Source organism: Sporosarcina sp. NCCP-2716 (genome assembly GCF_023707985.1).
Taxonomy (GTDB): domain Bacteria; phylum Bacillota; class Bacilli; order Bacillales_A; family Planococcaceae; genus Sporosarcina.
Map to the genome: position 1 here is coordinate 69,351 of NZ_BRCF01000002.1, position 22,857 is coordinate 92,207.

Annotated in this window: 20 protein-coding genes; 6 read left to right on the plus strand and 14 right to left on the minus strand. The window is 55.5% G+C overall.

Going from position 1 to position 22,857, the window contains the following annotated elements:
* Nucleotides 1–17: 17 nt before the first annotated feature.
* The 3 genes from hflX to putP all read right to left on the minus strand — a co-directional run bounded on the left by hflX (nt 18) and on the right by putP (nt 3,598).
* Nucleotides 18–1,301: a GTPase HflX gene (gene hflX / locus NFU03_RS04095; protein WP_251636355.1), complete on the minus strand. Its 1,284-nt coding sequence runs from the start codon at nt 1,299–1,301 to the stop codon at nt 18–20.
* Nucleotides 1,302–1,328: 27 nt separating this feature from the next.
* Nucleotides 1,329–2,018, minus strand: a complete 690-nt coding sequence (locus tag NFU03_RS04100) for a VOC family protein (protein WP_251636356.1) — start codon at nt 2,016–2,018, stop codon at nt 1,329–1,331.
* 95 nt (nt 2,019–2,113) lie between these two features.
* Entirely contained in the window at nt 2,114–3,598 is a 1,485-nt protein-coding gene (gene putP / locus NFU03_RS04105) for a sodium/proline symporter PutP (RefSeq protein ID WP_251636357.1), read from the minus strand.
* 160 nt (nt 3,599–3,758) lie between these two features.
* Between putP and NFU03_RS04110 the strand changes: the two genes are divergently transcribed.
* On the plus strand, nt 3,759–4,283 hold the full coding sequence (locus NFU03_RS04110) for a nucleoside deaminase (RefSeq protein WP_251636358.1): 525 nt from the start codon (nt 3,759–3,761) through the stop codon (nt 4,281–4,283).
* Entirely contained in the window at nt 4,264–4,629 is a 366-nt protein-coding gene (locus NFU03_RS04115; RefSeq protein ID WP_251636359.1) for a DUF2188 domain-containing protein, read from the plus strand. Before NFU03_RS04110 ends, NFU03_RS04115 begins: the two co-directional genes overlap by 20 nt.
* A 39-nt stretch (nt 4,630–4,668) precedes the next feature.
* Here NFU03_RS04115 and NFU03_RS04120 read toward each other — a convergent pair whose 3' ends face one another.
* Together NFU03_RS04120 and NFU03_RS04125 are read right to left on the minus strand one after the other, a co-directional pair.
* Nucleotides 4,669–6,303 (minus strand): AMP-binding protein, encoded by a 1,635-nt coding sequence (locus NFU03_RS04120; RefSeq protein WP_251636360.1) that lies wholly within the window; start codon nt 6,301–6,303, stop codon nt 4,669–4,671.
* Nucleotides 6,304–6,432: 129 nt separating this feature from the next.
* On the minus strand, nt 6,433–8,013 hold the full coding sequence (locus NFU03_RS04125; protein ID WP_251636361.1) for an FMN-binding glutamate synthase family protein: 1,581 nt from the start codon (nt 8,011–8,013) through the stop codon (nt 6,433–6,435).
* Between the two features lie 72 nt (nt 8,014–8,085).
* On the opposite strand from NFU03_RS04125, the gene nfsA reads away from it, so the two are divergent.
* The gene (nfsA, locus tag NFU03_RS04130; protein WP_251636363.1) at nt 8,086–8,817 is read left to right on the plus strand and encodes an oxygen-insensitive NADPH nitroreductase; all 732 of its coding nucleotides are present in this window, start codon (nt 8,086–8,088) and stop codon (nt 8,815–8,817) included.
* Between the two features lie 47 nt (nt 8,818–8,864).
* Entirely contained in the window at nt 8,865–10,037 is a 1,173-nt protein-coding gene (locus NFU03_RS04135; protein ID WP_251636365.1) for a class I SAM-dependent methyltransferase, read from the plus strand.
* Between the two features lie 288 nt (nt 10,038–10,325).
* On the opposite strand, the gene NFU03_RS04140 is transcribed toward NFU03_RS04135, so the two are convergent.
* Complete coding sequence (locus NFU03_RS04140) at nt 10,326–11,720, minus strand: L-cystine transporter (RefSeq protein ID WP_251636367.1); 1,395 nt, start codon at nt 11,718–11,720, stop codon at nt 10,326–10,328.
* A 195-nt stretch (nt 11,721–11,915) separates the two neighbouring features.
* On the opposite strand from NFU03_RS04140, the gene NFU03_RS04145 reads away from it, so the two are divergent.
* Both NFU03_RS04145 and NFU03_RS04150 read left to right on the plus strand, forming a co-directional pair.
* Complete coding sequence (locus NFU03_RS04145) at nt 11,916–12,452, plus strand: GNAT family N-acetyltransferase (protein WP_251636369.1); 537 nt, start codon at nt 11,916–11,918, stop codon at nt 12,450–12,452.
* 198 nt (nt 12,453–12,650) lie between these two features.
* Nucleotides 12,651–14,273: an MFS transporter gene (locus NFU03_RS04150; protein WP_251636371.1), complete on the plus strand. Its 1,623-nt coding sequence runs from the start codon at nt 12,651–12,653 to the stop codon at nt 14,271–14,273.
* A 53-nt stretch (nt 14,274–14,326) separates the two neighbouring features.
* Here NFU03_RS04150 and NFU03_RS04155 read toward each other — a convergent pair whose 3' ends face one another.
* The 8 genes from NFU03_RS04155 to NFU03_RS04190 all read right to left on the minus strand — a co-directional run bounded on the left by NFU03_RS04155 (nt 14,327) and on the right by NFU03_RS04190 (nt 22,829).
* Nucleotides 14,327–14,995 (minus strand): Dph6-related ATP pyrophosphatase, encoded by a 669-nt coding sequence (locus tag NFU03_RS04155; RefSeq protein ID WP_251636373.1) that lies wholly within the window; start codon nt 14,993–14,995, stop codon nt 14,327–14,329.
* Nucleotides 14,996–15,227: 232 nt separating this feature from the next.
* A complete protein-coding gene (locus NFU03_RS04160; RefSeq protein ID WP_251636375.1) occupies nt 15,228–15,782 on the minus strand; it encodes an integrase in 555 nt (184 codons plus the stop codon).
* A 201-nt stretch (nt 15,783–15,983) separates the two neighbouring features.
* Entirely contained in the window at nt 15,984–16,562 is a 579-nt protein-coding gene (locus NFU03_RS04165) for a DinB family protein (protein ID WP_309296246.1), read from the minus strand.
* A 214-nt stretch (nt 16,563–16,776) separates the two neighbouring features.
* Nucleotides 16,777–17,331 (minus strand): PCYCGC domain-containing protein, encoded by a 555-nt coding sequence (locus NFU03_RS04170; RefSeq protein ID WP_251636378.1) that lies wholly within the window; start codon nt 17,329–17,331, stop codon nt 16,777–16,779.
* Nucleotides 17,332–17,412: 81 nt separating this feature from the next.
* Nucleotides 17,413–18,795, minus strand: a complete 1,383-nt coding sequence (gene fumC, locus NFU03_RS04175) for a class II fumarate hydratase (RefSeq protein ID WP_251636379.1) — start codon at nt 18,793–18,795, stop codon at nt 17,413–17,415.
* 126 nt (nt 18,796–18,921) lie between these two features.
* Entirely contained in the window at nt 18,922–20,235 is a 1,314-nt protein-coding gene (locus NFU03_RS04180; RefSeq protein ID WP_251636380.1) for an ABC transporter permease, read from the minus strand.
* The gene (locus tag NFU03_RS04185) at nt 20,225–20,923 is read right to left on the minus strand and encodes an ABC transporter ATP-binding protein (RefSeq protein WP_251636381.1); all 699 of its coding nucleotides are present in this window, start codon (nt 20,921–20,923) and stop codon (nt 20,225–20,227) included. Before NFU03_RS04185 ends, NFU03_RS04180 begins: the two co-directional genes overlap by 11 nt.
* Before the next feature lie 352 nt (nt 20,924–21,275).
* On the minus strand, nt 21,276–22,829 hold the full coding sequence (locus NFU03_RS04190) for a flotillin lipid rafts scaffold protein FloT (protein ID WP_251636874.1): 1,554 nt from the start codon (nt 22,827–22,829) through the stop codon (nt 21,276–21,278).
* Between the last annotated feature and the right edge of the window lie 28 nt (nt 22,830–22,857).

The following is a 22,857-nucleotide window of genomic DNA, read 5'->3' on the forward strand; positions in this document are numbered from 1 at the left end:
CTGTTTTCCTCTAGAATTCAATGGCTGATAATATAGGATTCGACCTTTTTGCGGTCACGCTCCGACAGGTCGACCGTCAGCAGCGTGCCGTCTTCTTCATAATCGGTCACTTTCACGTGGGCATGCTCGTTCAAGTACGCCACGAGATCTCCCCGGTCGAACGGCACGAGCACTTTACACGTCGTATAGTGTTCATACACTTTCTCCTCGATCAGCTCCGCCAGTTCCGCCACGCCGCCGCCCGTCTTCGCCGACAGCCAGATCTGGCCGTCCTGCACGCGCGGATAATTCATCCCTTCCGCGAGATCCGCCTTGTTGTACACATAGATCACCGGCACATCCTCCACACCGACCGCCTCGAGCGTCTCGTTCGTCACGTCGATCATATGGCGGTACTCCGCATTCGAGACGTCGACGGTGTGCAGCAGCAGATCCGCTTCCCTCGCTTCCTCCAGCGTAGACCGGAACGCCTTCACCAAGTGATGGGGCAGTTTCGAGACGAAGCCGACCGTATCGGTGAGGATGAACGACTTATGATCAGGAAGTGTCACGTTGCGCACCGACGTATCGAGCGTCGCGAACAGCATGTCCTTCTCGTAGACGGTTTTCACCTGCTCCCCTTCTGACATCGAAAGCAGCCGGTTCATGAGCGTCGACTTGCCGGCATTCGTATACCCGACGATCGACACGACCGGCGTACCGCTCTTGACCCGCTGTTTCCGCTGGAGGGTCCGGTGCTGTTTCATCGTCTCCAATTCCTTCCGCAGCTTCGCGATCTGCTCTTCGATCTTCCGGCGGTCGAGCTCCAGCTTCGTTTCACCGGCCCCTTTGTTCTGGAAACCGCCTCCCGTGCCGCCCCCCTGCCGGCTGAGCGACGCACGCAGGCCGACAAGACGCGGCAGCGTGTATTGCAGTTCCGCCAGTTCCACTTGCATACGGGCTTCGCGTGTCCGCGCGCGGCGTGCGAAAATGTCGAGGATGAGCATCGTCCGGTCGATGATCTTCACTTCGATGTCCCGTTCCAAGTTGCGCAGCTGGGACGGGGATAGCTCGTCGTTGAAGATGATCAGGTTCGCCCCTGTCTCTTCTGCCGCGAGGCGCACTTCCTCGATCTTGCCCTTGCCGATATAGCTCGTCGGGTGTTTCCTTTCGAGTTTCTGCACGACGCGGCCGATGATCTTCACCCCGACTGCATCCGCGAGGTTTTCGAGTTCCTCCATTTCATAATCGAAATGATCATCGTTCTGCTCTTCCACTCCAACGACGATCGCCGACTCTTCCAGCCACTCCAATTCATCCATTACGGCACCTTCCTTCCCAAAGTCCCTTTACAATCCAGTTTGTCCTGTTGCAACCTCTGCCATACGGCTCTTTCCGTCTGCAGCCGCTGTGAAGCGGAAATGGATGCCATTCAGCGTGAAACTGTCGTCCGTCTCCGGCTCTGCGCCGAGCAGATGGCTCCACCGTCCGAGCGCCAGAGCCGGATCGGCTGCGGCCAGCACACACTCCGTGATGCGTTCCGATTCATTCACATCCCGGATCGCCCCTTCCTGCCGCAAAGCCGCACGGCGCGTTTCTTCGTCTTCTTCCCATTGGATGAAGAACGGAGACGGCAGATCGTCCGTGATGTCTTCCGAGACAAAGAGCATCTTCCACTTTTTCACGGTGCCTGACGACGTTTTGCGGGATGCATCCATGACACCTGAAGTTGTGAGCCCCTGCGCCTGCAGGCGGGTGTCGAGTGCTTCTATATCATCCGTCGAAAAGCAGAGCGTCCCCCAGCCTCCCCCGTATTCGGCGAGGTCATGGAGAAGCTGGCGGACGAGCGGGTGTTCCGACTGCCGGGCGCGTCCCGCGTCTTCCACCGCAAGCCATTCGATATAGCCGTTCGACAAGTATTTCAGCGCGTTGTATGTCCCCCATTGCTCATGACGGCCGCCTTCAACTGCCCCCTCATGCTGGGCAGCGATTTCCGACGGTGTGTACTCCGTGAACCAGACTGCATGGTCGAGCTTCATAAGTCACTCCCCCTTTTCCCTCCATCATACCTCACCGTACGGAAGAATCCATGCAAAAAGCCGCCCTGTAGTGGAACGGGCGGCTTTCGTATTCCTTACCGGTCGCGTTTGAGCATCTCGAGCGACTCGCTGAACTCACGCTGGATTTCCTTGTCTTCCTTATACGTCGCCATACTGACGAAGTACGTCACGAGCAGGCAGACGAGGAAGCCGGGTACGATTTCATAGAGCGTATTGGACAGGGCTTCAATGTTGCCCCAGACGAATACGACGATTGCGCCTGACACCATGCCGAACAGTGCACCTTTCGCCGTCAGCTTGCGCCAGTACAGCGCCAGCAGGATGATCGGTCCGAACGCGCCGCCGAAGCCGGCCCATGCGAACGATACAAGCTTCAGGATCGAATCATTGTTCGGCCAGGCGAGGACCATCGCGATGACCGATACGACGAGAACTGCCATACGGCCGAGGAATACGTACTGCTTATCCGTGCCGTCCGTCTTGATGATCGCTTTGTACAAGTCCTCGATCAGTGCGGAAGATGTAACGATCAGCTGGGACGAGATCGTACTCATGACCGCTGCCAGCACTGCTGCCAGCATGATCCCTGCGATGAATGGATGGAAGATGATCTGCCCGAGGGCGATGAAGACCGTCTCCGAGTCCACGAGCTCCATCCCCGGGTTCTGCTGGAAGTAGGCAATCCCGACGAGCGCAGTCGCAACCGCTCCGGCAAGACTGAGGATCATCCAGCCGATACCGATACGGCGGGCATTCTTCGTCTCTTTGACCGACTTGATGGCCATGAAGCGGACGATGATGTGCGGCTGGCCGAAGTAGCCGAGCCCCCACGCAAGGGATGAAATGACACCGAGCGCCGTCGCCCCTTTCACGAGGCTGAGCATGTCAGGATTGACCGCTTTGATGGACGCAGCGGTTTCCGGAAGGCCCCCTGTGACGAAGACCGCAACGACCGGCACGAGGATGAGTGCAAGGAACATGATGAGCCCTTGGACGAAGTCGGTATAACTGACGGCGAGGAATCCGCCGAACAGCGTGTAGCCGACCGTGACGACCGCAACGATGATGAGACCGTAATGATACTGCAGACCGAACGAGCTGAGGAAGAACTTCCCTCCAGCCACCATTCCGGACGAAACGTAGAACGTGAAGAACACGAGGATGATCAGACCGCAGGCGATCCGCAGCATTCTCGATTTGTCTTTCAGACGGTTCTCGAGGAAACTCGGAATCGTGATTGAATCATTCGTGACTTGGGTATAGACACGGAGACGAGGTGCCACGAAGAACCAGTTCAGATAAGCCCCTGTCGTCAATCCGATCGCAATCCAGATTTCGACAAGCCCCTTATCGAAAATGGCCCCGGGCAGCCCGAGCAGCAGCCAGCCGGACATATCGGCAGCACCGGCACTGAGCGCGGTGACAGCCGGGCCGAGTGACCGGCCGCCGAGCATGTAGTCCGTAAGATTCGACGTGCGCCGGAACGCATACCAGCCGATGAAGACCATGGCTGCCATGTAAATGATGATTGCTATTAACTTAAACGTATCTTCAGACATTTGTAATCCCCCTTATTTTCTGTCTTCTGGCCGAAAACGCTTACATGAAACTTGACAATTCCGGTCTACTTCATTATAAGGAAGAGCACCGGTTAATGCTATCTCTATTTTCGTGGTATTTCCCGGGAAATAGAGCCGATTCGACAAGGAGGAGAACTAAATGGATCACGAACAATTTCTGAACGAAGCCATCCGTCTCGCGACGGGGAATGTCTTGGAAGGCGGCGGTCCGTACGGCGCCGTCATCGTCCGGGATGGTGAGATCATCGCAAGCGGCGTGAACACTGTGGAAGCCGATCATGACCCGTCCGCGCATGCGGAACTTGCGGCGATCCGGGAAGCAGGCAGAGTGCTGTCATCGTCCGATATGTCCGAAGTGACGCTGTACGCGAGCGGCGAACCGTGCCCGATGTGCCTCGCTGCGTCCTACCAGGCGAAGATCGGCAAAATCTTTTACGCATGCAGCAAAACGGAAGCGATGGACGTGCTGCCGGTCGAGGACAAAGTGAAGAACTTCTACAGCGACCGGGATAAGGCCGGTGAAGAGCGGGACGTGCCTTTCATCCATATGAATACGGCCCGCCGGTTGGAACCGTTCGAAGCGGCCGCAGCCAGGAAACGGGTTGCCGGCCAGCCGGCTGACGGAAACGCAGGAGGTGTCCCACATGCCGTGGACGAAGGATGATTATCCGAATACGTTCAAGAATGAAACGGCCGACGTGCGCAACAAGGCGATCGAAATCGCCAATGCCCTGCTGAGGGAAGGCTATTCCGAGGGCCGCGCCATCGCGATCAGCCTCACGCAGGCGCGCGAGACGATTGAAGGGAAGCCGGAAGACCGTCCGCACTTCGAAGTGAAGGCGGACGGTGACGACTGGGTGCTGACGAAGAAAGGCAGTTCCTCCGTGATCTGCAAGGAATCGGCGAAGAAGGATCTGCTCGACAAAGCGAAGCCATACGTCACGGAGCACGAAGGCGTCCTCACCGTCCGCCATGCAGACGGCACGGAAGAGCATACGCTGTATGAATGAATGACGAAAACGCATGCCGCGGCGGCATGCGTTTTTCCGTCATTCCACGGCAGCCTGCCGGGACATTTCGCGCAGCTTGAATTTCTGGATCTTGCCGGAAGCGGTCATCGGATAGGATTCCGTAAACTCGATATAGCGCGGGATCTTATGATGCGAGATCGAGCCTTTGCAGAACGCCCGGATGTCCTCTTCCTGCAAGGACGCCCCTTCCTTCGGGATGATCCATGCCATCAGTTCCTCCCCGTATTTCGCATCCGGCACACCGACGACCTGTACATCCGATACACCGGGATGCGTATAGAGGAACTCCTCGATCTCCCGCGGGTAGATGTTCTCCCCGCCTCTTATGACCATGTCCTTGATGCGCCCGGTGATGTCGAGATAACCGTCTTCATCCAGTTTCGCGATGTCGCCGGTATGCAGCCAGCCGTCTGCGTCGAGTACTTCCGCGGTCGCTTCGGGATTGTTGTAGTAGCCTTTCATGACGTGGTAGCCGCGCGTGCAAAGCTCGCCCGGTTCGCCGGCCGGGAGTTCTCCACCGGTTGCCGGGTCGACGATCTTCACTTCGACGTGAGGATGCGGTTTGCCGACAGTCGACACACGCTTTTCGATCGGATCGTCCGTCTTCGTCTGCGAGATGACCGGCGAAGCTTCCGTCAGCCCGTAGCAGATCGTGATTTCACTTGCCCCCATGTCCCCGATGACCTGTTTCATCACTTCGATCGGACATGTCGAGCCTGCCATGATGCCTGTACGCAGCGAGGACGTATCGTATTTGCTGAAATCCGGATGGTTCAGCTCAGCGATGAACATCGTCGGCACGCCATGGAGCGCTGTGCACTTTTCATCCTGGACAGCCCGCAGGACGCGGACCGGGTCGAACTGTTCGACGATGACCATCGCCGCACCGTGCGTGACGGCTGCCATCGTCCCGAGCACACAGCCGAAACAGTGGAAAAACGGCACCGGAATGCAGACGCGGTCCTCACTCGTCAGTTTCATCGTCCCGCCGATCAGGTTACCGTTGTTGACGACGTTCATATGTGTCAGCATGACGCCTTTCGGGAAGCCGGTCGTCCCTGACGTGTACTGGATGTTGATGACGTCATCTGGCTCAAGCGTCTCCAGCCGCTCCTCAAGCTGCACGTCCGTAACAGATTCTGCATGCTGCAGGAATTCCGACCATTTGTAGATGCCCGGTTCGGTTTTCTCGGTCATGAGGATGACGCGCTTCAAGTTCGGCAGCGATTCACACTGGACTTGGCTGCTGTTGTTCGTCGCCAAGGATGGACAAATGGAACGCAGGACGTCCAGGTAACTCGTCCCTTTGAATCCTTCATCCAGTATAAGGGTTGTCGCTTCCGACTGCTGCAGCAGATAGGTGAGTTCCGCCGCCTGATAGTTCGTATTGACGGTCACGAGCACCGCCCCCATCTTGCCGGTCGCGAACTGGCTCAGAAGCCATTGCGGTTTGTTGTCGGACCAGATCGCGACGTTCTCCCCTCTCTGAATCCCCATCCCCATGAATGCTTTCGCCAGCCGGTCGGTTTCCTTGTCGAATTCCGCATACGTCAGGCGCAGATCCCGTTCCGGATAGACCATCGCCTCCCGTTCAGGAAAACGCTGCGCCTGCTCCTTCACGACTGCCCCGACAGTTTTGACCATCAGCTCCATTTCTCCATCCCCCTGTCCGATTTTAAGTTACTTCCATATTATCATAGTTTTCTGACTGTGCGGAAAATTATTTTTCCTGTCGAAATAAAACAAGCAGGGATATCTCCGCTGCTTGTTTCAAAGATCACTTTACTTGTTGGACGTCTTTGGTGACTGGACCGGCGTGACGTTGCCGCGCTCATCTTTATAGAACACATAATCGCGCGTCAGCTTCGTCGGGGAATCGAGGCCTGCTGCAGCTGCAATCCTAAACAGCCCTTCGCGCATCGTCAGGATGTAATTTGTCACTCGGAACTTCTTCTCCTCGACGACGAGTCCCCGCTGCAAGTGCGGATCCGTCGTCGCGACGCCTGCCGGGCATTCGTTCGTATGGCAGCGCTGCGCCATGATGCAGCCGACGGAGATCATGAAGCCGCGGGCGACTTGCACGAGATCAGCTCCCATGGCGAGCGCAATCGCCGCTTTGTCGGGTGTTGTCATCTTACCGGAGGCGATGATCTTGACCCGGTCGCGAACGCCGTGATGACGGAGCGCATCGTCGAGCAGCATGAGCGCGGAACGGATAGGAAGTCCGACCGAATCTGCCAGATCCTGATACGTCGCACCCGAGCCGCCTTCCGCGCCGTCGATGGAGATGAAGTCCGGTCCCTGGCCGGTTTCCTTCATATATTGGGCAAGCTCTTCTGCATCGTCCTTACCGCCGATAACGATCTTGATGCCGACCGGTTTGCCGGAATGGTTGCGGATTTTCTCGATGAAGTCGAACAGACCCGGGAAGTCGTCGAACTGGCGGAACCGGTTCGGGCTGTTAATGGTCGCGTAGGGGACGACATTCCGGATCTTCGCAATTTCTTCCGTCACTTTCGAACCTTCCACGTGGCCGCCCCTCATTTTGGCGCCTTGTGCCAGCTTCAATTCGAAAGCACGCACTTTCGGATTTTCCGCTTTTTCCGTGAGGAGGCTCCAGTCGAACTCACCCTCTGGCGTACGGAAACCGAATAGTCCGGAGCCGATCTGCGCGATGATGTCCGCGTCACCTGCCAAGTGGTGCGGCGACAGACCGCCTTCCCCGGTGTTCATCCACGCGCCGGTCGCCATGCCGATCCCTTTTGAAAGGGCCGTGATTGCATGATCCCCGAGCGCCCCGTAGCTCATGGCAGACTGACCGAGCAGACTGCGCACCCGGAACGGCTGGGCACAATCCGGACCGATGACGACCGCGTCTTCATCCGGCAGAAGCCACGGGTTCGCCGTAACATCCTCCCGATGCTCTTTCCGCGAAAAAAGCCCTTCTTCGTTCACGACATAGCGCATCGTCTCGACCTTGGTTTCATTGTCCACACGCATTTCCTCGTTCTGCTTCGTGAACATCGCGTTTCGCAAGTAATACCCGGGCGCTTCGAAGTCCCGCTTCGATCCGAACCCGATGACGCTGCTCAAATACTTGCCCGGCATCACCATATGCAAGTACTCTTCCCGGCTGAACGGTTTGCCTTCGTTGTCACCATCGAACAGATACTGCCGGAACTCCGGGCCCACTTTCTCAATCATGTACCGGACACGTCCGAGTATCGGATAATTGCGCAGGATCGCATGCTGTTTCTGTTTACGGTCAAATAGGAACAGGTAAAGAAGGATGACCATCGGCACGATCACCAGTGCCAGGATGACGATCATCGTCGTCATCGATATACTTTCAAGCCAGCTCATAAGCGTCACTCCTTTTCTCTCTTCGGTTTCTGGTGTACCATTACTTACAATCACTCGTTGGAGGCGACAAACATGATCATCGACTTACTCACATCCCACGCATCGGTCCGCTCCTATACCGATGAACCCATTTCAAAGGAAACCGTGCGCGAACTGATCGCCGCCGGACAGCACGCAGCAAGCTCCCATTTCGTCCAGGCATATTCCGTCATTCATCTGACTGATGAAACACTGCGGAAAGCGGTCGGCGAAGCGTCCAAGAACCCCCACCAGTTCAATGGTGCCGGCGCGGCATTCGTCTTCTGCACTGACTTCACGCGGCTTGCTTCCGCCGCTGCACTGCACGGCCGCACGATCGACTATTCACATACCGAAGCGATGCTCGTCGGTGCCGTGGACGTTGCATTGTTTGCACAGAACGTGGCGATCGCCGCGGAATCGAAAGGGTACGGCATCTGCTATATCGGAGGCGTGCGCAATAATCCGGAAGAGATCAGCCGGCTGCTGCAACTGCCGGAAGGAACGGTCCCGATGTTCGGCATGACGATCGGCGTCCCGGCCGTCCGCAACGAAGTGAAGCCCCGCCTGCCGATCGATGCCGTCCTGCATGAAAATATGTATGACACGGAAAAATACGGCACGCTGCTGCCACAATATGATTCGGCGATGCACGAGTATTACGGCGCGCGGAGCACCAACCGCAAACAGGCGGGCTGGACGGAACAGATGGCGGACTTCCTGGAACACCCGCAGCGCCCGTACATGAAAGAGTTTTTGAGAAGTCAGGGGTTCAACCTTGACTGACAAAGGCCCTATTGTTCCCTACCTCACTTGTAAAGGAGTCAAACCTGATGGAATTTGAACAATTGACAGCCGATCTGGCAAAACGGCTGACGGACGGCTCGTTCGTGCGCGCCACGTTCAGCCAGCCGCGCTCGAAGGAAGAGGGGCTGCTGCGCATCAAAGCCAAGCCTATCGAGCTGAAAGGCGAGCTGCACATCCAATTCGAAGAACAATTCGAGCGCGTGCTGAAGCACCATAATATTTCCGCGGATGGATTGGAACTTTTCCTGACGAATGTCCTTATGCGGTTCCGCCAAGTGCAGGCCGAATTCACGAATGAAGTGATCCAGGTGCAGCTGACGAAGAAGTTCAAGATTTCCTGGAAATCGAGTGCCGTCGCGTCGTCGAAAGTGCCGGATCTCTCGCATAACCGGAAAAAGAACCACCTGCTTGAAGAAGGGACGCCCTATCCGTTCCTCATCCGTCTCGGCGTGCAGACGGCGGACGGGCTCATCAAGAAACAGAAACACGACAAATTCAGGCAGATCAACCGGTTCATCGAGTTCATTGATGATGCGCTTGAACATCTGCCGAAAGACAGACCGGTCCGCATCCTCGATTTCGGCTCGGGCAAGTCGTATTTGACGTTCGCCCTCTATCATTACCTGCGTATCGAAAAAGGATTGGATATCCGGGTGACGGGCCTCGATCTGAAGAAAGAAGTGATCGAGGACTGCCGGGAGATCGCGAAGGACCTCGGCTATGACCAGCTCGAGTTCCTCGTCGGCGACATCAATGAGTACGAAGGCGAATCCGCAGTCGACATGGTCGTCACCCTGCACGCGTGCGATACAGCAACCGACATGGCGCTCGCCCGTGCCGTCCGCTGGGGGGCGAGTGTCATCCTGAGCGTTCCGTGCTGCCAGCATGAGCTGTTTAACCAGCTGCGCGCTCCGGAGCTCGACGTCATGCTGCAGCACGGACTCGTGAAGGAGCGGTTCGCCGCGCTTGCGACCGATTCGCTCCGCGCGGAACTGCTGACGCTCGCCGGGTACGAAACGCAGCTGCTCGAGTTCATCGACATGGCGCATACACCGAAGAACATCCTGATCCGCGCCTACCGCACGGACAAACCGGTATCGCCGGCGGTGGCGGAGCGGTACAAGGCATTCCGCCGCCTGCTCCACGCCCGTCCGTTCCTCGAACGGGAACTGAAGCTGGAGAGTCTGCGGGAAGACTGACGGAAACGCTCATAAAATCTGTGGAAACGCTCATAAACTGCGAAAATCGCTCATAAATCTCAAAAACCGCTCATAAACATGCGAAAAACGCTCATAAATCACGGAAAACGCTCATAAATCACGAAAAGCGCTCATAAACTGCGAAAAGCGCTCATAAATCTCAAAAACCGCTCATAAACTGCGAAAAGCGCTCATAACCGCGTGAATCGAGCCGCCATGTCCAAGCGTTCACTCCCCTGCCCCACACGAAAAAGCCGCACTCGGATCGAGTGCAGCTTTTTCGTATACTTACAAGTCGGAGACAGCTGACTCGTGTGCAGTTGTGTCACCATATTGGACGGTGTCGAGCTCGCCTGTGACGCGGGCGGCTGTGACGCCGGCTGTCATGGAGCCGCTGACGTTCAGCGCAGTCCGGCCCATGTCGATGAGCGGTTCAACGGAGATCAGGATACCGGCAAGCGCGATCGGCAAGTTGAGGGCCGACAGCACGAGGATGGCTGCGAATGTCGCGCCGCCGCCGACTCCAGCTACGCCGAATGAGCTGATCGCCACGACAGCGACCAATGTGAGGATGAATTGCGCGTCGATCGGCTGCCCGACTGTCGGCGCGATCATCACGGCAAGCATCGCCGGGTAGATGCCGGCGCAGCCGTTCTGCCCGATCGACAGGCCGAATGACCCTGCGAAGTTCGCAATCCCTTCAGGTACGCCGAGCCGCGTCGTCTGCGTATTGAGATTCAACGGCAGGGTGCCTGCGCTCGAGCGGGATGTGAAGGCGAACAGCAGTGTATCGCCGGCTTTCTTCACGTAATTGATCGGATTCAGTCCTGTCACGGCAAGGATCGCCAAGTGGATTGCGAACATGACGATCAGTGCGGCGTAGGAAGCACCGACGAATTTCCCGAGATTGACGATCGCCCCATAATCGGACACCGCGACCGTGCGGGCCATGATTGCGAGAATTCCGTATGGCGTCAGGCGGAGGACGATCTTCACAACAGCCATGACGAGGGAGTAGATTGCATCGATCCCTTTTTGGACGACAGCGGCCTGCTCAGGCTCTTTTCGGCGGACTGCCAGGAAGGCGAATCCAAGGAACGCTGCAAAGATGACAACACCTATCGTAGAAGTTGGCCGTGCCCCTGTGAAATCGAGGAACGGATTCGCCGGCAGCAGATCCAGCAGCTGATCGGGCAGTGCTTTGTCCGCTACGGTTGTCGCTGTCTCTTCAATAGAGATGCCGCGCGCCGCTTCCGCTTCCCCCTGGACGATCTGGTCGGCATCGAGCCCGAACAGCAGCGCGGAGCCGATTCCGATCAGTGCGGCAATCGCTGTCGTGCCGATCAGCATTCCCAGAATGACTGCCGCCTGTTTCCCGAAGTTCTTGCCCGCCGCCACTTTCGTGAATGCCGTCAGGATGGAGATGAACACAAGCGGGACGACGATCATCTGCAGCAGTTTGATGTAACCTGTTCCGATGATGTTGAACCACGGGATCGACGACTGCAGGGCCGCCCCGTCCGCCCCGTAACTGACGTGGAGTATAATACCGTACACGATTCCGAGACCTAGACCAGTGAAGACCCGTTTAGAAAATGAAATATGTTTGCGGTTCATCCAGAAAAGAATTCCTGCCAGTACAAGCAGGCCCGCGACGTTCAGTAAGACCAATCCGACTTCCATTTGAAATCCCCCTTATTCCTCTTATCGTATGTTTTTTGAACATACCCTATCTTATGTACTTAATTCCGATATGTCAACTAGGTTTTAGAATTTGTAAGAGGTTTTTTGTTTCTCTCTAAATAGCCCTCTCGTTAAACTAGAGAACAGTAATCGTTTTTTTGCTAAACTAGGAACAGTGAAGAATGGGGGATATCAATGTTTACGTTAAAAGTTTCAGAAACTGTGTCTTTGAAGTTATTGGATTTGGAAGATGCGGAGGCGCTGTTCTCCGTGGTAAACGAATCGCGCGTCCATTTACGAGAGTGGCTGCCGTGGGTGGACGGGGCACTTTCGCCAGAAGGCTACCGGCCGGTCATCGGTACGTGGCTAAAGCAATTTGCGGATCACAACGGATTCCAGGCCGGAATTTTGGTGAATGGCGAACTGGCTGGGATGATCGGCTTCCATCCGATTAATTGGATGAACCGCAGCACAAGCGTCGGTTATTGGCTCGGTGATCGCTTCCAGGGCGGCGGTGTTATGACTGCTTCCGTATCTGCTCTCCTCGATTATGCATTTACATCTTACAAGCTGCACCGCGTGGAGATCCGCTGTGGGGTCGACAACTTGAAAAGCCGCGCAATACCTGAACGGCTCGGGTTCCAGTTAGAAGGCATCCAGCGTGATGCGGAATTTTTGTACGATCACTTCCATGATTTGGCGGTCTATAGTAAATTGTCGACAGATCAGTGATCGCTGCGTGCTTCAACCCGGGTGAACCGGGTAGACTTTCAGTAGAATGCTTGCCGGGCTGCTTTACGTGAACTCACGTGAAAGTGTAATCTTCTGTTTATACAGAGTTCATGTGCAGCCGGTAAACTAGTGGAATACAGAAGGATCCTTGTCCTGTCCAGGCAGCTGCAGGATCTACAAGTCGGAGGTGGACGGAATATGGCAGCAGAAAAAACATCGAAAGTGAATCTCGGCTTTGTCGTCCTGCTGATCGGCGTCTTCATGGCGGCGCTCGATAACGGGATCATCAGTGCAGCGCTTACGACCATCAACTCCTCATTCGACGTCAGTGCGACACAAGGTTCATGGGGAATCACACTTTACACACTCGGCCTGGCCGTGATGACACCGATCGTTGGTAAACTGGCCGATCGGTACGGACGGAAGAAATTGTTCCTGATTGAAGTCGTCATTTTCACAATCGGTTCTCTCGGGGTCGCATTGAGTCCGAACTTTACATTATTTTTAGCTGCACGTCTTCTGCAATCGTTCGGCGGCGGCGGAATTTTCATTATCGCCAGTTCTCATGTGCTCAGTACGTTCACGAAAGAAAAACAAGGAAGCATGCTCGGCCTTCTCGGGGGCATGAACGGGATCGCCTCTGTTGTCGGCCCGAACATCGGGAGTTTCCTGATCGATCTGACAGGCAATTGGCATTGGCTCTTCCTCATTAACGTGCCGATCGGCATTGCGCTTGTTGTGTTCGGCTTCTTCTCTCTGCACGAAACAAAAGTGCACGTCATGTCGAAAATCGACTTCCTCGGGATATCACTCTTATCGCTATCCATCCTCAGTATCATGTTTGCGGTGAATAATATAGGTGAGGGCGGTTCCATCCTCGATAATGTAGCGAAATGGAGTGTGCTCGGACTGCTACTTCTGGGGGTCATCGTTTTCGCAGCGCTCATTTTTGTCGAGAAACGGAACGAACAGGGAGATTCGGTTGACCCGATCCTGCCGTTCAGTCTGCTTCGCAAACCGACGTACGCGATGACGATGGTAATGGGTCTGCTTTCCGGTACGTTCATCGGAGCGATCATCTTCATCCCATCATTCGCACAACAAATTCTTGGCATCTCCGCGGCCAAGTCCGGATATTGGATGACGCCGCTCGCGTTAGCTTCAGGGATCGGGGCAGGCGGTGGCGGGTACTTTGTTGATAAAAAAGGACCTGTTAAAACATTGATATTTGCTGGTTTGATCGGCATTGTTGGTTTCGGCGGCCTCGGTCTCTTCGCTGACACGAAGCTGCTGTTCATCCTTTTCTCGGTGATTGCAGGGATGGGCTTCGGATTTGTGCTCGGCGCCCCGCTGACGGTTCTCACGTCGAATGCGGCAGGCACCCAGAAAGGTTCCGCCATCGGGACATTGTCCGTGGCGCGCCAAGTGGGGCTCACCATCTCCCCGACAATCTTTGCGGTATTCATCCAGAACGGCTTCAGCAAGATCGGTGAGCTGATTCCGCAGAAGTTGAAAGAACACGGCATCAACCCTGCGGACATCCCGGCTGGTTCGCTCGACCAGATCCAAGGCGGCAGTTACGGAGATCTGCAGGCGAAGATCGATCAGATCCCTTCGCCGGAAGTGCGGGCGTCGCTTCACGAAGCGTTCCAGCAGGCCGCGCATAATGCGTATGAACCAATCTATATCACGACCGCCGTGATGGCGCTGCTGCTGATCGTCATTTCCGTTGCATTCAGCAGACAGTTCAAGAACGATGCGATCGAAAGTGAACGTCTCGATGCCGAAGAACACCGTCAGCAGAAACAACCGAATTCATAAACGAAGCGCCTCCGCTCAAGCATAGTTGAGCGGGGGCACTTTTTGCGTGTCGGTCACGGGGTCTTCGACGACACGTCAGTCGGTAGGAAAAGATAGTCCCCGTTCTGGACGGGTTCGCCGAATCGGAGCGGCACCGGCACCCGGAAGATCGGCCCGTCGGAAACCACCGTATGGAACTCCCCCGATTCCCCGCAGCTGTCGATTCCGAGCTGTTCGAGTTCATCCATCAGTCCGATGGTGAACCGGCGGCCGAGGAACTCCCCGGGCATGAGGGATGTATTGACGACGATGATCGTTGCTTCGAATCCTGCGTGGATGAACTCCTCCAGCAGCTGCCTGCGGGGGATGAGCCAAAGCGGGTGCAGCGCTGTGACCCCGGCCCGCCCGCTCATCTGCTGTACCCACGTGCGGTGGTCCTCGAGGTCGATATCACCGAACACGCCATACGGGATGCCGGCCGCCGCTGCGTCTTCCATCGCATCTATGAATTGCGTTTCGTACGTTTCCCACGAAGCCCGCCGTTTCGTGAATGGGGCGCCCATGCTTTCCGCCTGCGCCCGCAGGACGGCTTCAGGGAGTGCGTGGGAGCGGGACCGGTCCGCCTGTTCTTCAAACATCGTCCAGACGCGGGCGAGCTCGTCCCCCTGCTGAATGGCCTTATAGACCGCCATCGCTGAATCTTTGCCGCCGCTCCATGAAGCTGTGAATTTACGGGTTGTCATCTCGCATTCCTCCTGTGTGGTCGGTTGCTAGTAGTATAGCAGAGAGTGTGGCGGTGTGGTGGCGGGGTTATGAGCGGTTATGCGAGGGTTATGAGCGCTTTTTGTGATTTATGAGCGTTTTCCGGAATTTATGAGCGTTTCTCAAGATTTATGAGCGTTTCTCAAGATTTATGAGCGTTTTCCCACTCCAGGCATACAAAAAACACCTGATCGGCGTGATCAGGTGTTTGGATCAGTCAGCGACAGCCGATTCGGCGGCGGCCAACCCATCGTAGACGATACGGTCTTCAAGGAAGACCTGCTCGTATGTTTTCAGTCCGTGGCGTTCCATTTTCGACAGGCAGTTCTTATCGACGAGGCGGCACATGTTGTTCATGCGCGCTGCATTGGTCCAGGCAGTCTGTTCGAACACGTAATCCCGGTCGTTTTCGTCGACCAGTTTCTTCATCCATTCCATACTGGCGGACAACTCGTCCCACGTATGTTCCCGTTTCAGTTCAATGATTTCCCGTGTCTTCGGCAGCGAGGCCAGCAGTGCTTTTCGGTCCAAGGCATGTCCCAGTTCGTGAAGCGTCAGCGCCCGGACGTAATCCGCCAGTTCGATCGGCTCCTCCATCTCAAGCCTTGCTTCGTGCAGCCTTTCTGCATCGACTAAAATACAATGATCGATGAAATCGTACATCATATTGACGCCAGTTGCTGACTCGATGATTTGAAGTTCCATTGACACAGCCGCCATTGTTTCGCGGATGATTCCGAGGACATCCGTCTGTGATCGGTCGTTCATTCTCTTCCCTTGCTCTCTTTATATATATAGTCCTTCCTTTTAGATAGAAGGTACTATATCAGTATAATGCATAACGGGAATTTTTCAATACCCTGAGTAAAATGTCAAAATATCTTCAAGGTTTCTGAACAATAGTACCTATCCAAATAAAGAAGAACGACCCGGCACCTGGATGGATGCCGGGTCGTTCTGTCTGTCGGGTCAAATCGCTTTCTTCAATTGCAGCGACTCGATCGTATCCCGAAGCTGTTTCAAGTGGCGCTTTTCGTGGAGACCGACGAACGGGAACCACTGGCAGAGCGGAATCTGTCCGAAAATCGGGTGCTTGCATGATTTGCAGACGAGTGCCGTCTTGTTGCTGCTGTCGTAGACGTCGAGCAGGAACAGCCGGGAATTGTGCAGTTCTTGTTTCATCTCACAAAGTGTCTTGAATGTATCGGAAGGAACGGTGCGTTCCGGAGCTTCGACTTTGATGATACGGTTGGTGGAAATGGAAATCGGCTTTTTCATCGCTTTCGGGCTTTCAGGGTTTTTCAGTTCCTTCGCCACGTTCGACGCGATGAGCGATTCCATGAGTGAGAGATGCTCGAGAATTTGTTTCGGTGACCAGCCGCCGTCGGCAGGTTTGCGATTGAATTCTTCGTTGGTCAGTCCGGAGACTGCCTGTAATATTTTTTTGCGTATTTTGTTATTGCCTTCGAAAACCATTGTACCCCTCCTACGCAGTGTTGACGTCTGCATTCTCTCGGAAAATCTACTAGCAAGCATACGCCCATCCATCCGAAAAAGGAACCCTAAAATCAACTGTCAGAATAGTAAATATCGACCTCGGATCCGGCTGTCTGAGAATGATCATAGACCACCTTCAGAGAGAATACAAACAGAACGGGTTAAGCCCGTTCTGAAAGGGTTTTCAAAGGTTTTTCAGGACACGCGGGACGGCCGGCATCCAACAGAAAAACAGGCTCTCCGGAGAGAACCTGTTTCAGATGTTTCACGCAGGCATCGGCGTGTCGGTCGGACGCGCGTAGCCTGTCTTATAATCGCTGTCGATCTTTTCGCGGATCTCTTTCAGCGACTTCCCGTCTTTCGCCATTGTCACGGATTTCACAGCGATCTCCACGCAGACGTCGCAGCGTGTGCCGTGGTCGTCCCAGACGATGGAGCCGTCTTTGCGGATTTCATCGACAAAACAGTTCAGGTTGCTGCCGTGATCGGCGCTGTCCGCGCAGCCGCAGTAGCATGGCATCCACTGGAGGATGTCCGAGGCGCTGCCGGCGACTTCGTAGACGAGTTTCAGATCATCTGACTTGTCGTTCAGGAAAGCTGGCAGCTCGGCGGCTGATGCGGTCACTTGCTGCAAGTCGCCATTCGGCAATTGCTGCTGTTCCCCGACCGCGAGATGCGATCCTTTGCTTTCGTGCGTCTTCGCTTCACCGGCAGCCGCATTATCTTGTTTGCCATCCGGCGATTCGGACGTCTTCCCGCCGCTGCATGCTGTCAGGACAAGCATGAGGGTGAGCAATAACGGCATGATCATTCGTTTCATCATGTCATCTCCTTTACGTTCACGTTGTCCTCTCAGCATACAGCAGTTCCGCATGTCGTGCGGTTACAACATTGTGGCAGCTCAGCGGCCCGTCATCTTGGATGGGTCGACCCACTCGTCGAACTGCTCTTCCGTCAGCAATCCTGTTTTCAGGGCCGCTTCCTTCAGCGTCGTCCCTTCTTTGTGGGCTGCCTTCGCGATCTTCGCCGCATTCTCATAGCCGATGTGCGGGTTCAGCGCCGTGACGAGCATGAGGGAATTTTTCACTTTGCGGTCGATCTCTTCGCGGTTCGGCTCGATTCCGACGGCACAGTTGTCGTTGAAGCTGATCATGCCTTCTGCGAGCAGCTTGGCCGTCTGCAGGAAGTTGAAGATGATGACCGGCTTGAACACATTCAGTTCGAAGTTGCCCTGGCTTGCCGCGAATCCGATCGTCGCGTCGTTCCCCATCACTTGCGCAACGACCATCGTCAGCGCTTCGCTTTGTGTCGGGTTGACTTTGCCCGGCATGATGGAGCTGCCCGGTTCGTTTTCCGGGATGGTGATTTCGCCGATTCCGGAACGCGGACCGCTTGCGAGCCAGCGTACGTCGTTCGCAATCTTCATGAGATCGGCTGCAAGTGCCTTCATGGCGCCGTGCGTGTAGACGACTTCGTCATAGCTCGTGAGCGCGTGGAATTTGTTTTCAGCCGACGTGAATTGGATGCCGACCGATTTCGAGATCTCTTCCGCGACCTTCTCGCCGAACCCTTTCGGCGCGTTCAGTCCTGTGCCGACAGCCGTACCGCCGATCGCCAGTTCTTTCATGGACTGGACGCTTTCCGTGAGCATTTTTTCCGTTTTGACGAGCATCTGGTGCCAGCCGCTCATTTCCTGGCCGAGCGTCAGCGGTGTAGCGTCCTGCAGATGCGTCCGGCCGATCTTGATGATGTCCATGAAGGCTTCGGACTTGTCGCCCAATGTCTTTTTCAGCTTGTCCAGCGCCGGCAGCAGTTCGCGCTCGACTGCGATGACGCCTGCTACGTGCAGTGCTGTCGGGAACGTATCGTTCGAGCTCTGCGATTTGTTGACGTCGTCGTTCGGGTGGAGACGTTCTTCGCTGCCCCACTCTTCGAGCAGCTGGTTGCCGCGGTTTGCGAGCACTTCGTTCATGTTCATGTTCGACTGGGTACCGCTGCCGGTCTGCCAGACGACGAGCGGGAAATGGTCGTCCCATTTGCCGGTCAGCACTTCATCGGCTGCCTGGACGATCGCTTTCATCTTCACTTCGGACAGGTTGCCGAACGAATGGCTTGCGATGGCCGCGGACTTTTTCAGATGGGCGAATGCTTGGATGACACCTGTCGGGATGCGTTCTCCGCCGATTTTGAAGTTCTGCTTGCTGCGCTGTGTCTGTGCGCCCCACAGCTTATCCGCAGGTACTTGGATTTCACCAAATGTATCGTGTTCAATGCGGTAGTTCATCCTGAAAAACCCCTTTTCACAATTAGTTTCAATCTCTTTCTATCATGCCGCAACTTGACTGCAAAATCAAAGATATTTGAATGAGGCAGACGCGAAAGAAGCCCGTGTGTGTACACGGGCTCCTGCTTACAGTTCTTGCCGGAGGGCATCGATGACATCGATCTGCGTCGCTTTCCGGGCAGGGCGCCAGCCGGAGATCATGGCGACGGCGAGGCTGATCGCGGAGGCAATCAGCACGAGCTGCCACGGGATGATGGAAAACGTGACGTCCAGATCGCTGAAACCATCTTCCCCGAGGGCCGCCCCGACGATCATCGGCAGGACAAAATTGGCGAGCATGCTGATCGCATAAGACAGCACGACTGCAATGACTGTCCCGAGAAGGCCGATCCAGGCGCTCTCCAGCAGGAACAGCCGCTGGATGAGTTTCGGCTTCGCCCCGAGCGCTTTCATGACACCGATTTCACGCGTCCGCTCGGTGACCGCCATCGTCATCGTGTTGAAGATGCCGATGGATGAGATGAGGATTGCGATCGTACCGACGAAGATCAGGCCGGCTTTCAAGGCGAGGAAGAAGACGTCGATCTGATCCAGTTCCTCGGAGATGGAGTAGACGTCATAGCCGTCTTTTTTCAGTACCTGCGTGACCGATTTGACGTTCTCGAGTTTATCCGCATAGACATTGAGGTTCGCGGAGAACAGCGGTTCTTCGTTGTCCTCAGGCATCCCTTTGGCGTAGATGGACTCGAGTTCCGGGATCACAGCGGCGTCCGCGTAGATCCGGCTATCCTGGATGAAGTCCTTCGCAGGGGCTTTCGCGATGCCGACGATGGTCAGCTGAATTGGCTGCCCGAACGATTTCTCTTCATTGAAATTCCCCAGTTCATAGGTGAACGTCTTACCGATCACGGCTTCGCGATAGGCTGGCTGCGGTTCGCTTTCTGATGTTTCTTCATCTGATTCAGCTGTTGCCTGTTCCGTCTGTTCCGCCGATTCGTCGTAGAGGCTGGCGGCGAAGTCATGACCAACGACGACTTCTTGGGCGTTCTTCGGCAGGCGTCCTTCCGCGAGGGCGAACCCGGCTTTCGCTTCTTCCTTGAAGTCCGAGACGGTCAATTGACTGTAGGTCGTGAATCCGTCGAGTTCTGACTTCTGCCAGGTGCCGACGTTCTGGCGGAAAACAACTGCGTTGACGTGGTCGATCTTTTTCATCTCTTCCGCTTTTTCCGCGTTCAGATCTGCTGCATACACTTCGACTTGGGTGACAAGCCGGTTGTCGAGGATCTCCTTGCGCAGCGTGTCCTGGATGCCGAAGCCGACAGACGCGAGGATGATGAGGAAGGCGGTCCCCATCGTGGCTGCGAGCACGGTCATGAACACGCGCAGCTTGTTCTTTCTGATGTGCTGCCGGACGAAGTCGAACTGGTCCTTAACCTGCATGGTGGACACCTCCTGCTGCAAGCACACCATCGTGCATGTGGTAGATGGTGTCTGCAATGGCGGCCACTTCGTCGTCATGTGTGATGATGACGAACGTGATACCGCGTGTTCTGTTCAATGAACGGATCAGAGCGAGGATCTCCTGCTCCGTCTCCGAGTCGAGACTGCCTGTCGGTTCATCCGCAAAGATGACCGGCGGATTGGTGATCAGCGCGCGGGCGATGCTGACACGCTGCTGCTGGCCGCCCGACAGTTCGTTCGGGTAATGATCGCGCACTTCCTGCAGGCCGACCTGCTGCAGGAGCTCGTTCACCTCCGCCTTCCGGACGGTCCGGCTGATGCCTTTCAGTTTCAGGGGCAGTTCGATGTTTTCGAATGTCGTCAGGCCGGGCATGAGCTGGAAGTTCTGGAAGATGAAGCCGAACCGGTCGAGACGGAATGCGGCACTATCGGTTTCATTGAAATCCGAAGTGACTGTACCGTCCACCGTGATCGTCCCGCTGTCCGGCTTCAGGAATCCGGCCAGTATATGGAGCAGCGTCGATTTCCCTGAGCCGCTGCGGCCGACGATGGAGACGATGGCACCTTTTTCTACATGGAATGAAAGATCTTTGAGCACCGGCACCGGCCGCTCTTTGCCTTTTTTCCCGATTTTGAATGAATGCTGGATATGCTGTGCTGTAATCACGCGGTTGTCCTCCTTGGTTTTGCTGATAGATTCAGTATGGCAGGTAAATCTTTAGAAGAAGTGCTTGGAAAAGTGAAGAAATTCTTAAGATGGATGGGCGGGGCGGGGGTGTTGCGGATGGTTTATGAGCGGTTTTTGGGATTTATGAGCGGTTTATGCGTTTTATGAGCGGTTTTCGAGATTTATGAGCGTTTTGCGTAATTTATGAGCGATTTTCGCGATTTATGAGCGTTTTCCAGGTTTTATGAGCGTTTCTCAAGATTTATGAGCACTCCCCCAGTTTTATAAGCGCTCCACCGCCCGCCTAACCAAAAATGCCGTTCCCCCTCAGGGGAACGGCACCGGTCATGCATTATTCATCATCTTTCCGTTCATCTTCTGCCGGTTCTTCCGTCGTCGCAGCGAGCGGCGAGCGGGACTTCTTCAGCTCGTCTGTCAAGTTGTCGATGCTTGGGCGGATGGCGCCTTTGCCGGCGAAGCTTTCGATCATTTCCTTGATGTTGATGCCGGTTGTGGCGCCGAGCGACTCCTGCATCGTGGACATCAGGTCGGTGGCGTAGCCGGTGACTTTGTTGGCACCGCCGCCTTCGCCGCTTCCTGTGTCGACGACTGTGATCTTGTCGATGTTGCTGAGCGGGCTCGCGACTTGCTTCGCGTATTCCGGCAGCATGCCGACGATCATGTCGAGCATTGCAGCCTGGCCATAGTGTTCGAAGGCTTCGGCCACTTTGCGTTTTGCTTCCGCTTCTGCGAGACCTTTCAGGCGGATGATGTCCGCTTCTGTCTCACCTTGCGCACGCTGGGCGTCGGCACGGGCAGTACCGTCGAGACGGACCTTTTCCGCGTCGGCCGAAGCACGTGCTTCAATGCGGTACTTCTCGGCATCGGCTTCTGCGAGCTGGCGTGATTTTTCAGCCGCTGCGTTCTGCTCGATCGCATAACGATCCGCGTCGGCTTTCTTTTTCACTTCGGAATCGTATTGACGTTCGCGGCGCTGGATCTCTTTCTCTTCGAGTTCAATCTGCTTTTGACGCTCGATGATTCGGATCTGCATTTCCTGCTCCATGACTTCCTGTTTGGAACGGGCAGTCTGTAACTCGTACGCCTGGTCAGCACGGGCTTTTGCAGCGTCCTGTTCCAGTCTATAGCTTGCGACTTTCAGCTGGTTCTCTTTCTCGGCTTCGGCAATTTCCGTCGCCCGCTCGATCTCCGCTTTCTGTGCTTCTTTGGACGCTTCCGCATTTTTGATCCGCGTCTCTTTTTCGGAGATGGCCGTTGCAATGTCGGCGTCCCGTTTCACTTGTGCGATCCGCGGCTTCCCGAGTGAATCGAGGTAGCCGTTTTTGTCACGCACGTCTTTGATGGTGAAGGAGACGATGACGAGACCCATCTTCGCGAGATCCTGGGATGCGACGCGCTGGACTTCCTGTGAGAATTTATCCCGGTTCTTATAGATCTCCTCCACTGTCATGGAACCGAGGATCGAGCGCAGGTGGCCTTCCAGCACTTCCTTCGCTTCGTTCTCCCGGTCTTCTTTCGACTTGCCGAGGAACTGTTCGGCAGCCGTCGCGATTTCCGAGATGGACCCGCCGATCTTGATGATTGCGGTGCCGTCCGCCATGACGGGAACGCCTTGCTCGGTGTACACTTCCGGCGTCGTTACTTCTAGTTTGCTCGACAGGAGGCTCAGCGGTGCGGCCTGCTGGAACACGGGCAGCACGAACGTACCGCCCCCGCGGATGATTTTCACACGGTTTCCTGAATCATCGGTATGGACATTCTTGGATCCGATATAACTTCCCGTGACGATCAATGCTTCGTCCGGACCGACTGTGCGGTACTTCGTGACGTACACAAGAATGACGGCTAACACTACAAATACCGCAATGGCGATCGCAATCCACATCGCTGGCAATTCTACTGGCATGTCATTT